At 75.1% G+C, this 13,065-nt stretch carries 11 protein-coding genes; 6 read left to right on the top strand and 5 right to left on the bottom strand.

Annotation, left to right across the window (positions count from 1 at the left end):
• Positions 1-105: 105 nt before the first annotated feature.
• Positions 106-987, bottom strand: coding sequence for an IclR family transcriptional regulator (locus tag MUK52_RS24050; protein ID WP_284579944.1), 882 nt, complete (start codon positions 985-987; stop codon positions 106-108).
• 160 nt (positions 988-1,147) lie between these two features.
• Here MUK52_RS24050 and MUK52_RS24045 point away from each other — a divergent pair, with 160 nt between their 5' ends.
• The 4 genes from MUK52_RS24045 (at position 1,148) to MUK52_RS24030 (ending at position 4,584) form a co-directional block, all read left to right on the top strand.
• The gene (locus MUK52_RS24045; RefSeq protein WP_284579942.1) at positions 1,148-2,677 is read left to right on the top strand and encodes an aldehyde dehydrogenase (NADP(+)); all 1,530 of its coding nucleotides are present in this window, start codon (positions 1,148-1,150) and stop codon (positions 2,675-2,677) included.
• A 46-nt stretch (positions 2,678-2,723) separates the two neighbouring features.
• Complete coding sequence (locus MUK52_RS24040) at positions 2,724-2,945, top strand: hypothetical protein (RefSeq protein ID WP_114057051.1); 222 nt, start codon at positions 2,724-2,726, stop codon at positions 2,943-2,945.
• 107 nt (positions 2,946-3,052) lie between these two features.
• Positions 3,053-4,285, top strand: a complete 1,233-nt coding sequence (locus MUK52_RS24035; protein WP_114057052.1) for a TerD family protein — start codon at positions 3,053-3,055, stop codon at positions 4,283-4,285.
• Positions 4,286-4,398: 113 nt separating this feature from the next.
• On the top strand, positions 4,399-4,584 hold the full coding sequence (locus MUK52_RS24030) for a hypothetical protein (protein ID WP_114057053.1): 186 nt from the start codon (positions 4,399-4,401) through the stop codon (positions 4,582-4,584).
• A 31-nt stretch (positions 4,585-4,615) separates the two neighbouring features.
• On the opposite strand, the gene MUK52_RS24025 is transcribed toward MUK52_RS24030, so the two are convergent.
• Positions 4,616-6,055, bottom strand: coding sequence for an alkaline phosphatase PhoX (locus MUK52_RS24025; RefSeq protein ID WP_114057054.1), 1,440 nt, complete (start codon positions 6,053-6,055; stop codon positions 4,616-4,618).
• 314 nt (positions 6,056-6,369) lie between these two features.
• Positions 6,370-7,956, bottom strand: coding sequence for a hypothetical protein (locus MUK52_RS24020; RefSeq protein ID WP_284579938.1), 1,587 nt, complete (start codon positions 7,954-7,956; stop codon positions 6,370-6,372).
• A 332-nt stretch (positions 7,957-8,288) separates the two neighbouring features.
• On the opposite strand from MUK52_RS24020, the gene MUK52_RS24015 reads away from it, so the two are divergent.
• Together MUK52_RS24015 and MUK52_RS24010 are read left to right on the top strand one after the other, a co-directional pair.
• Entirely contained in the window at positions 8,289-10,133 is a 1,845-nt protein-coding gene (locus MUK52_RS24015; protein ID WP_114057056.1) for a DUF8508 domain-containing protein, read from the top strand.
• 225 nt (positions 10,134-10,358) lie between these two features.
• A complete protein-coding gene (locus MUK52_RS24010; protein ID WP_114057057.1) occupies positions 10,359-10,619 on the top strand; it encodes a hypothetical protein in 261 nt (86 codons plus the stop codon).
• Positions 10,620-10,735: 116 nt separating this feature from the next.
• Here MUK52_RS24010 and dapD read toward each other — a convergent pair whose 3' ends face one another.
• Together dapD and MUK52_RS24000 are read right to left on the bottom strand one after the other, a co-directional pair.
• Positions 10,736-11,716 carry a 2,3,4,5-tetrahydropyridine-2,6-dicarboxylate N-succinyltransferase gene (gene dapD, locus MUK52_RS24005; RefSeq protein WP_114057058.1) on the bottom strand — a complete coding sequence of 327 codons (981 nt, stop codon included), beginning with the start codon at positions 11,714-11,716 and terminating at the stop codon, positions 10,736-10,738.
• A gap of 9 nt (positions 11,717-11,725) precedes the next feature.
• The gene (locus tag MUK52_RS24000) at positions 11,726-12,973 is read right to left on the bottom strand and encodes an MFS transporter (RefSeq protein ID WP_284579933.1); all 1,248 of its coding nucleotides are present in this window, start codon (positions 12,971-12,973) and stop codon (positions 11,726-11,728) included.
• Between the last annotated feature and the right edge of the window lie 92 nt (positions 12,974-13,065).

Genomic DNA, 13,065 nt, shown 5'->3' with positions numbered 1-13,065 from the left:
CGTTCCCCCGCCCCCGGCCCCGGCCGCCTCCCCCGCCGAGGGGATCTGCCTCCCCCGCCCGGGGGAGGAACCCCCGGGCCCTGCGCAGGAGCCGCCGCCGGGCGGTCACATCCGGCGCGTCACCACCGACAGCCGGTCCCGGGCGGCGAACAGGGCCGCCTTGATCAGCTCTTCGCGCTCCTCCGTCAGCCGGGCCACCGGCACCGAGCAGCTCACCGCGTCCCGGGCGGGCGTCCGGTACGGCACCGCCACCCCGAAGCAGCGCAGCCCCAGCGTGTTCTCCTCCCGGTCCTCCGCATACCCCTTCTCCCGCACCACCGCGAGCTCCTCGATGAGCCGCTCCCGGTCGGTCACGGTGTGCTCGGTGACCGCCTCCAGCCTCCGCGGCAGCAGCGCCCGCACCTCCTCGTCGGAGTGGCCGGCGAGCAGCGCCTTGCCGAGTGCCGTCGAGTGGACGGGCAGCCTCCGCCCGACGCGCGTGAACGGCCGCAGATGGTGCCGGGACTGGCGGGTCGCCAGGTAGACGACGCTCGTGCCGTCCATCCGGGCCAGGTGGATGGTCTCGGTCGTGTCCTCCGAGAGCCGGTCGAGGGTGGGCCGGGCCGCGGCCACCACCTCGTCGCCGTCGATGTACGAACTGCCGACGAGCAGGGCCCGTACGCCGATGCCGTACCGGGTGCCCGTCGCGTCCGTCTCGACCCAGCCCAGGTTCACCAGCGTGCGCAGCAGCATGTACAGGCTGGACTTGGGCAGTCCGAGGTCGTGCTGGATGTCGGCAAGGCTGTGCAGGCCGGGCCGGGCCGCGAAGTGCTCCAGCAGGACGACCGTGCGGACGGCGGACTTGACCGCCGCGGGCGCCCCGGCCGGCTCGCCGCCGGGCCCCGCTTCGTCCCCGCCGCCCGGCGCGGCCTCCCGTACCGCTGCCCCGCCCGTGCCGGAGGCCGTGCCCCCGCTCGCGCCTGCGCCGGTGTCTGCGCCAGTGGCCATGCGCCTCGTGCCCCTCTTCGCCTGATGTCACGGTCTCTTGTCACGCCGTGGACGCGGAAATAGAGTCCGGAACGGATGGAGATCATTCACCCACCGGGACGGCGTTCAGAATACTGAACGGACCCGATGGGGCCGGCGCGGATCCAGGAGGCAGTACGGCATGGCAGCAGGGACACCAGTCTGGAGTGTGGACCCCCGCACCGGGAAGCAGCGGGAACAGGTCACCCTGGAGGCCGCCCCGGCGGACGTGGACGCCGCCGTGCGCGCCGCGCACGCGGCCCGCGGCGCGCTCGCCGACCGCGCCGCACGCACCGCCTTCCTCCGCGCCGCCGCCGACCTGCTCGACGCGGAGGATGCCCAGGTCGTGGAGACCGCCGACGCCGAGACGGCGCTCGGCCCGGCCCGCCTCACCGGCGAACTCGCGCGGACCACCGGCCAGCTGCGGGCCTTCGCCGACGCCGTGGACGAGGGCTCCTACCTCGACATCCGCATCGACCGGGCCGACGCCTCCCTCACCCCGCCGCGCCCCGAACTGCGCCGCTACAAGGTGCCTCTGGGCGTGGTCGCCGTCTACGCCGCCTCCAACTTCCCCCTCGCCTTCTCCGTCCCCGGCGGGGACACCGCGAGCGCCCTGGCCGCCGGCTGCCCGGTGGTCGTCAAGGCCCACCCCGACCACCCGGCCGCCTCCGAGCTGTGCGCCTCGCTCCTGCGCCGCGCGGCCGCGGCGGCCGGACTGCCGGAGGCGGTCGTGTCGGTGGTCCACGGCTTCGACGCGGGCCTGGAGCTGATCCGGCACCCGCTGGTCGCCGCGGCCGGATTCACCGGGTCGGTGCGCGGCGGGCGCGCCCTGTTCGACGCGGCCGCCGCCCGGCCGGTGCCGATCCCCTTCCACGGCGAACTCGGCTCCCTGAACCCCGTCGTGGTCACCCCGGACGCGGCCGCCGAGCGGGCCGAGGAGATCGGCGCGGGCCTCGCCGCCTCGGTGACGCTCGGGAACGGCCAGTTCTGCGTCAAGCCGGGCCTGGTCCTCGTACCGGAGGGGGCGGCCGGGGACCGGCTGGCCGGGGCGCTCGCCAAGGCGCTCGGCGAGACCGGTCCGGGCGTCCTCCTCGACCACCGGATGCGGGACGCCTTCGCCGCAGGGGTCGCCGAGCGGGCGGCGCTGCCGGGCGTCACCGCGCCCGTCGCGGCGGGCGCCGCCGGGGAGCACGCCGTCGGCGCCGGCTGCCTGGCCGTGCCCGCCCGCGCCCTGCTGGCCGGCGGCCCGTACGACCTGCTGCTGGAGGAGTGCTTCGGCCCCGTCACGGTCCTCGTCCGGTACGCCGGCCAGGACGAGGCGGGCGCCGTGCTGGACCGCCTGGCCGGGAACCTGAGCGCGACGCTCCACGTCTCTTCGGCGGAGGCGGAGGGGGCGCCGGGCCCGGCGGCCGCGCTGGTGGCCCGCGTGACGGAGCTGGCCGGGCGGATCGTCGTCAACGGCTGGCCGACGGGCGTCGCGGTGGCCCCGGCCCAGCACCACGGCGGCCCGTACCCGGCGGCGACCTCGCACTCCACGTCGGTCGGGGTGACGGCGATCGAACGCTGGCTGCGGCCCGTCGCCTACCAGTCCGTGCCGGAAGGGCTGCTTCCGCCGGAGCTGCGGGAGGCGAACCCGCTGGGGCTGCCGCGCCGCGTCACCGGGACGGCCTGATCAAATGCGGTTGCCTGCCCCGGCCGGGCCGGGGCAGGCTGCGCGCATGCCGAGACCACAGGGATTCACGTACGAGCAACGGGGCGACGGCACCGTCGCCATCACCCACCGCGGCCGGTCCGCGGGCACCCTGCGCGGGCCGCGCGCGGAGAAGTTCCTCGCCGAGGTGGAGTCAGGCGACGCGCAGCTCGTGATGGCCCGCTGGACGGGCGCGTACAGGTTCGGGAACGAGCGCACCGCCCGCAACCACCCGCGCAACCGGCGCTGACGCCGCCCGGCACCGCCGTACGGGCGGCCCCCGCCGCCCGTACGGAGCAGCGGAGGGCGGCGGGGGAACGGCACGGCACCCCCGGTCGTTCTCCGGGCATGACCGCTATGACCCCTGGTTCCAACCTGCCGCTCGAAGCCGTCCGCGTGACGGTCGAGGTGGCCGCCCCGGTGCGGCTCGACGTCTCGGGGCTCCTCCTCGCGGCCGACGGCAAGGTCCGCTCCGACGCCGACTTCGTCTTCTACAACCAGCCGTCCGGTCCGGGCGTCTCGCACCGCTCCGGCGGCGGGGCGGGGCCCGACTCCGTCACCGTGGACACGGCTGCGCTGCCCCCGGACATCGAGCGCGTCGTCGTCACGGCCAGTCCGGACGCGGCCGGGCAGACGTTCCAGGGCATCGAGCCGACCGCGACCGTGCGGCAGGCGGACACGGGCGCGGTGATCGCGACGTTCACGCCGCCGCAGCTCGGGACGGAGACGGCGCTCGTGGTGGTGGAGGTCTACCGCCGCGGCGGCGCGTGGAAGGTGCGCGCGGTCGGCCAGGGGTACGCCGACGGGCTCGCCGGGATCGCCACCGACTTCGGTGTCTCGGTGGAGGAGGAGCCCGCCGCACCCGCCGACCGGCCGGCCGCCCCCGCCCCCCTGCCGCCCGCGCCGGTGAGCCCGCCCGTCACGGTCCCGCCGCCGGCGCCCGCCCCGGCCGGACCGGTGCCCGCCGCGCCGCCCGCGGCCCCCTCGCCCGCCCCTGCCGCCGCCGGCACCGGGAAGATCAACCTGGACAAGGGCCGCGTCAGCCTCCAGAAGAACCAGACCGTCTCCCTCGTCAAGCACGGCAAGCCGCTGCTCTCCCAGGTGAGGATGGGCCTCGGCTGGGAGCCCGCCTTCCGCGGCCGCGACATCGACCTGGACGCCTCCGTCATCGCGTACGGCCCGCAGCGCAACCACATCGACAGCTGCTACTTCGGCCGGCTGTCGATCCTGGGCGGCGCCGTCAAGCACTCCGGCGACAACCTCACCGGCGAGGGCGCGGGCGACGACGAGGTGATCACCGTAGACCTCGGCCGGCTGCCCGCGGAGGCGACCGGCCTGGTCTTCACCGTCAACTCCTTCTCCGGCCAGAAGTTCACCGAGGTCGCGAAGGCCTACTGCCGCCTCATCGACGCCGCCACCGGCGAGGAGCTCGTCCGCTTCGACCTCACCGGCGCCGAACCGCAGACGGGCGTGATGATGGCGAAGCTGATCCGGCAGTTCTCGGGCGAATGGGAGATGACGGCCATGGGCGACTTTGTGAAGTCCCGCACAGTGCGCGGCATGGTCAAGCCCGGCGCGGACGCACTCTGAGCAGGTGGGCGGGCACGCGGAGCCACCGCGGGCGGTGAGGGCCGCCGGCGAGGTGATGGATCGCACCCGAAAAGCGGGGGTGACTGTCCGTGCCCGCCCGTAGCCTTGGAAGCATGGACAGCACACTCCGGCCCGCGGGTCCCGCCCGCCCGTCCGCCGCAGAGGCGAACGAGGCGATCCGGTACCTCGTCGAGTCCAGGGTGGACGGGGAGTGGCCCTCCGAGGCCTACGAGTTCCTGCTGGAGCAGTGGGCCAACGCCGTCCGCGCCGAGGACGTCGAGGTCGCCGCCGCCCAGTGAAGGGGCGGCGGCGCAGCCGTCGGCAGTGCGCTCAGTGCGCGCGCCGCCACGGGCCCGTGATGGCGAGCATGATGCCGGGGTCCTGGAGGCAGGCGAACAGCGTGCGCCCGTCCGGGGAGAAGCAGACACCCGTGAACTCGGAGTACTCCGGCTGCTCGGCCGTCCCGATGTTCAGCTCGTTGCGCGCCAGCGGATAGGTGCGCCCGGATTCGGTGGCGCCGAAGAGGTGCTGGACCCCCTCGCCGTCCTCGGCGATGACCAGGCCGCCGTACGGGGACACAGTGATGTTGTCCGGCCCGTCGGCCGCGCCGCCGCCGGACGGGTCGGCGTTCACCCCGAACAGCACTTCCAGGGTGACCGTGCGCCGCTTCGGGTCGTAGAACCACACCTGGCCGTCATGGGCCGCGCCGGGGCTCTCCGAGCGGGCGAACGAGGACACGAAGTAGGCGCCGCCGTCCCCCCACCACATGCCCTCCAGCTTGCGGCCGCGCGTCACCGCGCCCTCGCCGAACTGCTTGCGGACCGACCGGGTCCGCGCGTCGCGGTCCGGGACCTCCACCCAGTCGACGCCGTAGACGGTGCCGGTCCGCGTGGCGCGCGTCAGGTCGTCGACGAAACGGCCCCGGTTGTCGAAGCACTTGGCGGCGGCGAGCACCCCGGCGTCCGGGGCGAGGGTGCGCAGGCGGCCGCGGCCGTGCCGGAAACCGGCGGGCGGCGTCCAGCGGTAGAGGAGGCCGCTGGGGCCGGAGGCGTCCTCGGTGAGGTAGGCGTGGCCGCGGCGCGGGTCGATGACGACCGCCTCGTGGGCGTAGCGGCCGAAGGCCCTGACCGGCTGCGGGTCGCGGTTGGCGCGCCGGTCGTGCGGGTCCACCTCGAAGACGTAGCCGTGGTCCTTCGTCATGCCGTTCCGGCCGGCCAGGTCCTCGGTCTCCTCACAGGTCAGCCAGGTCCCCCAGGGGGTTGCGCCGCCCGCGCAGTTGGTCGACGTACCGGCGATGCCGACCCATTCGGCGGTCTCCCCGCCCTGCCGGACCTCGACGACCGTGCAGCCGCCGGCCGCTGCCGGGTCGTAGACGAGGCCCTCGGCGAGCGGGACGGGGCGGACCCAGTCGGTCCGCCTGCCCCTCAGCTCGTGGTTGTTGACGAGGAGCGTGACCCCGCGGGCGCCGGCGAAGGCGGCGGTCCCGTCGTGGTGCGAGGGCGTGGGCTCGCCGGACTCCAGGGTGGTGACGCCGCTGTGGGTGAGGATCCGGTAGCGGAATCCCTCGGGCAGGGCCAGCACGCCTGCCGGGTCGGGCAGGAGCGGGCCGTAGCCGGGCCCGCAGGGCCGGCCCTGCGCGTCACGCTGCGTGCTGTCGTCGGCCGCCAGCGCCCCCGGGGCGGTGGCGAGCGCACCGACCGCCCCGGTGAGCGCGACGCCCGCGCCGGCGAGGGCGGTGCGGGCGGTGAAGTCTCTACGGCTGAGCGGCATGTGGTCTCCAGGAAGGGTGGGGGCATGCGCTGCGCGTACGGCGGCGGCAGTCCGGGTTGCGCCGGTGGCAGGCACCGCCGCCCGTACGGGAACGGCCGCTGGTGTACCCGCGTCGCGGCGGCGCCCCCTCCCGCACCGCCGCAATGGCCGACATGCACCGCGGAACGGCGAGTTCCGCCCCAGGTGCCGCCGCCCGCGGCCCACCCGGCGCCGCCGGGTGCCGCACCGCGGCGAGGCCCCGGCACGCCGGGCCCGGGGCCGTCTCCGCAGCGCCGCCGCGGCCGCTGCTCCGCGGCGGGCGGGCCCGGAAGGGGTCAGCGGGGGCGGGAGCGGGTCTTGTACGCCGCCTTGCGGGCCTGCTTCGCCGCCTGCTTGTCCGGGTGCAGGCGGCCCATCGCCTCCAGCACCTCGGCCGTCGCCGGGTGCTCGACACGCCACGCCTGCTCGAAGAAGCCGGCATGGTGGGCCGTCAGCGACTCCATCAGCAGCGGCAGCTCCTCCGCCTCGCCCTCCCCGCCGCCGGCACCGCCGAGTTGCGCGGCGATCGTGTCGACCGCCAGCCAGTACACCAGCGCCCCGTCCGGTGCGGGTACGTCGGACGCCCCCGTCTCGGCCAGCCAGACCCGGGCCAGTCCGCCGAGTTCCGGGTCGTCCAGCACCGCCCGGACCGCCGGTTCGGCCTGCGGGCCGGCCACCGCGAGGGCCTGCTGGCAGCGCAGCCGGCGCAGGGGGCCGCCCGGGTCGGCGCCGCGGGCCGCGTCGAGCAGTTCGGCGGCGGCCGCGGGGAGGTCCCGGGCGTCGAGCCACTGCCGGATCTCCGCCTCGGCGGCTGCTTCGGGGTAGTCGCAGACGGCGTCGAGCAGCGCGTCGGCGCCCTTGCCGGCCAGTTCGCCGACGGCGGGGGCGGCGATGCCGGCCTCCATGAGGCGGGCGCGGATGCCGTACAGGCCGAGGGCGGTGAGGCGGACCGTGCCGTACCGGGAGACGTCCTCCGGGTCCAGGCCCGTACGGGCGCCGGGTGCCCCGGCCGCGGGGCCGGCGGCGGGGTCCTCGTCGTCCGGGGAGAGCAGCACCGCCTCGTCGACGGGCCGGAACTCGACGAGCCCGATCGGCTCCAGCTGCCGGAACTGCCCGTCAAGCCGCATCAGTGCGTCGGCGACCCGCTCCAGGACGGCGGGGCCCGGCCCGTTGATCCCGCCCGGGGCGGCCACGGAGGCGGCGAGGACCGGCAGCGGGACCGTGCCGCCGGCCGTGCTGCGGCCGCCTGCTGTGAGGAGGTAGAGGTCGGCGAGGACGGCGTCGAGGAGGTCCGCCTCGCGCTGCGGGTTCCAGTCGAGCCGGTCGAAGTCGATGGCGCCGTCTGCGTCCAGGGCGTCGACGAGGCCGTCGAGGTCCGGGACGGCCGCATCCGCCAGGACGGCGTCGCAGGCGGCGAGCCACAGGCGAAGCACGTCGGCGGGGGCGCCGCCGATCACCAGGGCGAGGTCCTCGCCGGCCGCGGCCGTCGCGTACGGCGTCGCACCGGCCGTCGCGGCATGTCCCGCTCCGGTGGCGCCGGCGGCCTCCGCTGCCCCGTGTTCCGTTCCGCCCGATTCCGCCGCTCCGGCGCCGTCCGGCTGCCCCGTCAGTTCGACGAGGCCGATGTCCAGGGCGACCCGCCATGCACGGCTCGCATGCGCCCCCGCGCCCGGATCCTGCGGGTCGAGGCCGAGCGCGGCCGCGGCCTCCGGGAGGCGGGCGGGCGGGAGTTCGCCGGCGTCGTCGACGCGCGTGCCGGCGCCCGCCCAGCGGGCCAGCCGCACCGCTGCGGCGAAGAGCGGGGCGGCGAGGGCGTCGCGGGCGAGTTCCGCCTCGGACGGCAGCCGGACCGGCGGCAGCGTTTCGTGCGGCTGTGCGGGCATGGGGCGGTCTCCTCGCCGAGGTTGTGCGGCCGCGCCTCCGCGGCCCTCCGGCGCCCCACAGTAGACGCATTTCGGACGTGTCCGGCGCCGCTTGTTTGGTTCATCTCACAGTCGCCTTCCAGTTGCCCTGGAGGTCTTGACAACGTCACTGGCCACGAAGGAAATTGACGCGCGTAGACAATCCGGGGACCCTTCGGGAGCCCTGCGGACCCGCGGCCGGGGGCCGTCGACCACCGCAGGCTTCCCGCCAGTTCACAGGCACCACGCACCACGTACGGCCACCGCGTACGCCCCCTCCGCTCCACTCCTCCACACACCGGAGTTCCTTGACCATGCGCTCCTCGCATTCCCGTTCCGCCGCCGTCGCGGCCGTCGTCGCCAGCGCCCTGGCCACCGGCCTGCTGGCGGGCACCGCCGACGCCGCAGAAGGCACCGCGTCCGCCGAGGCGGTACGCATCCACGACATCCAGGGCACCACCCGGATCTCCCCCCTGAACGGCAAGCAGGTCGCCGACGTCGCGGGCATCGTGACCGGCGTGCGCGCATACGGCTCGCGCGGCTTCTGGATGCAGGACCCCGACGCCGACGACGACGACGCCACCAGCGAGGGCGTCTTCGTCTTCACCGGCTCCGCCCCGACGGTCGCCGTGGGCGACGCGGTCAAGGTCTCGGGCCTGGTCGGCGAGTACGTCCCCGGCGGCACCAACTCGGGCAACCAGTCGATCACCCAGATATCGAAGCCGACGGTGACCGTGGTCTCCTCGGGCAACGCCCTCCCCGAGGCCGTCGCCGTCAACGAGTACACCGTCCCCGCCGCGTACGCGCCCGCGGGCGACCCGGCCGCCGGCGGCAGCATCAACGGCCTCACCCTGGAGCCCTCGCGCTACGCCCTCGACCACTACGAGGCGCTGGAGGGCATGAACGTCTCCATCCGCAACTCCCGCGTCGTCGGCGCCAGCTCGGCGCAGTACGGCGAGCTGTGGGTCACCGTCAAGGGCTGGGAGAACAACAACAGGCGCGGCGGCACCGTCTACGGCTCCTACGAGTCGCAGAACACGGGCCGGCTGAAGGTGCAGCAGCTCGCTCCCCTCGCGCAGCAGCCGTTCCCGGTGGCCAACGTCGGCGACAAGCTGACCGGCACCACCGAGGGCCCGATGGACTACAACCAGTTCGGCGGCTACACGCTCGTCGCGCGCACCCTCGGCACCGTCGCCAAGGGCACCCTCGCCCCCGAGAAGACCAAGCCGCAGGCGCAGGGCGAGCTCGCGGTCGCCACGTACAACGTCGAGAACCTCGACCCCGGCGACCCGCAGGAGAAGTTCGACGCGCTCGCGAAGGCGGTCGTGGAGAACCTCGCCTCCCCCGACATCCTGGCCCTGGAGGAGATCCAGGACGACAACGGCGCCAAGAACGACGGCACCGTCTCCGCCGAGCAGACCCTCGCCAAGTTCACGGCGGCCATCGCCGCGGCGGGCGGCCCGTCCTACCAGTGGCGCACCGTCAACCCGGAGAACAACAAGGACGGCGGCCAGCCCGGCGGCAACATCCGCCAGGTGTTCCTCTTCAACCCCGACCGCGTGTCCTTCACCGACCGCGCCGCCGGCGACGCCGCCACCGCGACGGGCGTGACCAAGGTCAAGGGCCGCGCGGCCCTCACGCACTCCCCCGGCCGCATCGACCCGGCGAACCCGGCGTGGCAGGACAGCCGCAAGCCGCTCGCGGGCGAGTTCGTCTTCCGCGGCCGGACGGTCTTCGTGATCGCCAACCACTTCGGCTCGAAGGGCGGCGACGAGGGCCTGACCTCCCACCACCAGCCGCCGGTGCGCTCCTCCGAGGCGCAGCGCCTGCAGCAGGCCCAGTCGGTGAACGCCTTCGTCAAGCAGCTGCTGGCCGCCGACAAGAACGCCCGCGTCCTGGCCCTCGGCGACATCAACGACTTCGAGTTCTCGGAGACGACGAAGGCGCTGGAGGACGGCGGCGCGCTGTACGCCGCGGTCAAGTCGCTGCCGAAGCGGGAGCGGTACTCGTACGTCTTCCAGGGCAACGCCCAGGTGCTGGACCAGATCCTGGTCAGCCCGGCGATCAAGTCGTACACGTACGACAGCGTGCACATCAACGCGGAGTTCGCGGTGCAGAACAGCGACCACGACCCGCAGGTCCTGCGCTTCCGCCCGTGACGGCGGGCAGGTGACCCGGGGCCCGGCCGCCTCCTCCGTCCCCCGTACGGGGGCCGGCGCGGTCGGGCCCGCGGCGTTCGGCGGAAGGGGACCGGCGGCCTCAGGGGCGAGATGGGGAGTTTGCGCCCTGGAGTGACGCTCGACACATCATGACCCGTTCGACCCGGGTTGTGGTGTTGAGTATCCCCACGCTCGATCCTGTCCCCCGTCCTTCAGGAGGACCGCGTGTTCCCCTCCGTCTCCCTCGCCCAGGAGGTCGGCCTCGCCGTCCTCTTCGCGGCCGCACTCGCGTGCGTGGCCGGATTCGGCCGCATCCTGTGGGGCGCCCGGCTGCACCATCCCGAGCCCGCCGCCACCGCCGCCGAGGGCCTGGCCGCCCTTCCCGCCCAGCGGGTCGCGGCGGGGCACCCGATGGAGACGGTGGAACTGACCGAGGCGGAGGAGGAGGCCTTCGCGGGCCTCGTCCGCACCATCGCCCTGCGCTGACCCGGCCGCGGCGCCTGCACCTGCGCCCGCGCCGACGCCCGCGCCGGCCCCGGACACGCCTGCGGGCGCTCCCCCGCTCGGGGTGGGAGCGCCCGCAGGCCGGTTGCGGCAGTGCCTCAGTTGTGGCTGTGCAGGACCTCGTTCAGGCCGCCCCAGACCGCGTTGTTCGGCCGGGCCTCCACGGTGCCGGTGACCGAGTTGCGGCGGAAGAGGATGTTGCTGGCGCCGGACAGCTCCAGCGCCTTGACGATCTGGCCGTCCGGCAGCGTCACGCGGGTGCCCGCGGTGACGTACAGCCCGGCCTCGACGATGCACTCGTCGCCCAGCGCGATGCCGACGCCCGCCTCGGCGCCGATCAGGCAGCGCTCGCCGATCGAGATGATCTGCTTGCCTCCGCCGGAGAGGGTGCCCATGGTGGACGCGCCGCCGCCGATGTCGGAGCCGTCGCCGATGACGACGCCCGCGGAGATGCGGCCCTCGACCATGGACGTGCCGAGCGTGCCGGCGTTGAAGTTGACGAAGCCCTCGTGCATGACGGTGGTGCCCTCGGCGAGGTGCGCGCCCAGGCGGACCCGGTCCGCGTCGGCGATGCGCACGCCCTTGGGGGCCACGTAGTCCGTCATCCGCGGGAACTTGTCAATCGAGGTGACCTGGAGGTGCAGGCCCGCGCCGCGCGCGTTCAGGCGCACCGTCTCCACCTGGTCGACGGCGACGGGGCCGAGCGAGGTCCAGGCGACGTTGGCGAGGAGGCCGAAGACGCCGTCGAGGTTCTGCCCGTGCGGCTTGACCAGGCGGTGGCTGAGGAGGTGCAGGCGCAGGTAGGCGTCGTGCGCGTCGAGCGGCTTGTCCTCCAGGGAGGCGATCACGGTGCGGACGGCTACGACCTCGACCCCGCGGACCTCGTCCTTGCGGATCGCCTGGGACGCGGCGGTGCCCAGCAGCTTCACGGCCTGCTCGGCGGTGAGGCGCTCGGTGCCGGCCGGGCCGGGCTCGTCGGCGAGCGCGGGGGCGGGGAACCAGGTGTCGAGAACGGTGCCGTCGGCGGCGAGGGTGGCAAGTCCGGCGGCGACGGCGCCGGTGGTACGCGTGGCAGTCATGTCGGAAACCTAACCGGCGACGGCCTGCGGGGGCGAACCGGTCTCATGTGCCGGGCGCCCGTTGCGCCCCGCCGGCCCGCGCGCCCTGCGCCGCCCGGCGTACAGGACGGCTGCGCCCGCGCCCCCGGCGAGCGCCGCGCACACCGGCCACAGCAGCCCGGGCGCCGCCGCGTACAGGGCCCCGCCGAGCGGCGGGCCGAGGACGGTGCCGCTGACGGAGACGCCCGCGTAGAGGCTCTGGAACCGCCCGGCCGCGTGCTCGGGCGCCCGGTCGGCGACATAGGCGGTGGCGGTGGTCTTGTAGAGGATCTCCCCGAGGCTGAGCAGGAGGATCATCAGGACGGCGGTGGCCACCCCCGCGCCGGGCAGCAGCGCGGCGTACCCGGCGCCGACGAGCACCAGCCCCGCCCCGATGACGGGCAGCGGCGGCCGGTCGCGCAGCAGCGCGGCGGCCGGCAGCTCCAGCAGCAGGACCACCGCGCCGTTCAGGGCGATGACAAAGCCGAAGTCGGCGGCGTCGAGGCCGTGGTCGGCGAGGAAGACGGGGAAGGTGCCGTACTGCTGGCGGTAGACGAGGTCGGTGACGAGGACCCCGCCGAGCACCACCAGCACCGCGGGCCGCTCCCGTAGCTCCCGCCACAGGCTGCGCCCGGGCCGGCCGCCGCCGGCACCCGAGGCCGCTGCCCGGGAGGCGCCGCGCGCGGGGACGACACGGGCGGTCCACACGGCGAAGAGGAGGGTTCCGAGGCCGTCGGCGACGAAGAGCCAGTCATACGAGAGCCCGGTCGCGACCAGCGCGCCCAGCGGCGGACCGATGACGAACCCGCCGTTGGAGGCGGAGCGCACGACGGCGAAGGCCTGGCGGCGGGCCCCCTCGGGGACGGTCACGGCGACCAGCGCCGCGCTCGCCGCACGGACGACGCCCGCGGCGTACTGGGCGAGCGGCAGCGCGGCGCACAGCAGCGGCCCCGGCAGCAGCGGGAACGACGCCAGGGCCATACCGGCCGCGGTGGACGCGGCGAGCAGCACCCGGCGGTGGCCGAACCGGTCGCCGTACCAGCCGCCGGTCAGGTTCCCCGCGACCAGGCCGAGCCCGCCGAGGCCGGTGACGAGGCCCGCCTGCGCGGCGCCGAGGCCGCGGGGGCCTGTCAGGTACAGGAACACGAAGACGAAGGTGAAGCTGACGACGGCGTGGGCGAACACGCCGGCCGCCAGCAGCCACACCGCTCTGGGCACGTCCTTGAAAGCCTTCGTCACGCCCGCCCCGCCCCCCGCCGCCCCCGCTCTCCACGGAGGTGAGTTCCTTTTGGGAACGGACTATGTCAGCATGACAGCCTTGGGTCAACGGA

The sequence above is a fragment of the Streptomyces sp. 2P-4 genome, from assembly GCF_030167965.1.
GTDB lineage: Bacteria > Actinomycetota > Actinomycetes > Streptomycetales > Streptomycetaceae > Streptomyces > Streptomyces globosus_A.
This window is presented reverse-complemented; position numbering and strand designations above follow the sequence as displayed.

What these genes read in the sequence shown, in the direction of transcription:
- MUK52_RS24030 (WP_114057053.1), top strand. Translation starts at nt 4,399, where the DNA reads ATGGACAGCACACTCCGGCCCGCGGGTCCCGCCCGCCCGTCCGCCGCA.
- MUK52_RS24040 (WP_114057051.1), top strand. Translation starts at nt 2,724, where the DNA reads ATGCCGAGACCACAGGGATTCACGTACGAGCAACGGGGCGACGGCACC.
- MUK52_RS24035 (WP_114057052.1), top strand. Translation starts at nt 3,053, where the DNA reads ATGACCCCTGGTTCCAACCTGCCGCTCGAAGCCGTCCGCGTGACGGTC.
- dapD (WP_114057058.1), bottom strand. Translation starts at nt 11,716, where the DNA reads ATGACTGCCACGCGTACCACCGGCGCCGTCGCCGCCGGACTTGCCACC.
- MUK52_RS24045 (WP_284579942.1), top strand. Translation starts at nt 1,148, where the DNA reads ATGGCAGCAGGGACACCAGTCTGGAGTGTGGACCCCCGCACCGGGAAG.
- MUK52_RS24020 (WP_284579938.1), bottom strand. Translation starts at nt 7,956, where the DNA reads ATGCCCGCACAGCCGCACGAAACGCTGCCGCCGGTCCGGCTGCCGTCC.
- MUK52_RS24050 (WP_284579944.1), bottom strand. Translation starts at nt 987, where the DNA reads ATGGCCACTGGCGCAGACACCGGCGCAGGCGCGAGCGGGGGCACGGCC.
- MUK52_RS24025 (WP_114057054.1), bottom strand. Translation starts at nt 6,055, where the DNA reads ATGCCGCTCAGCCGTAGAGACTTCACCGCCCGCACCGCCCTCGCCGGC.
- MUK52_RS24015 (WP_114057056.1), top strand. Translation starts at nt 8,289, where the DNA reads ATGCGCTCCTCGCATTCCCGTTCCGCCGCCGTCGCGGCCGTCGTCGCC.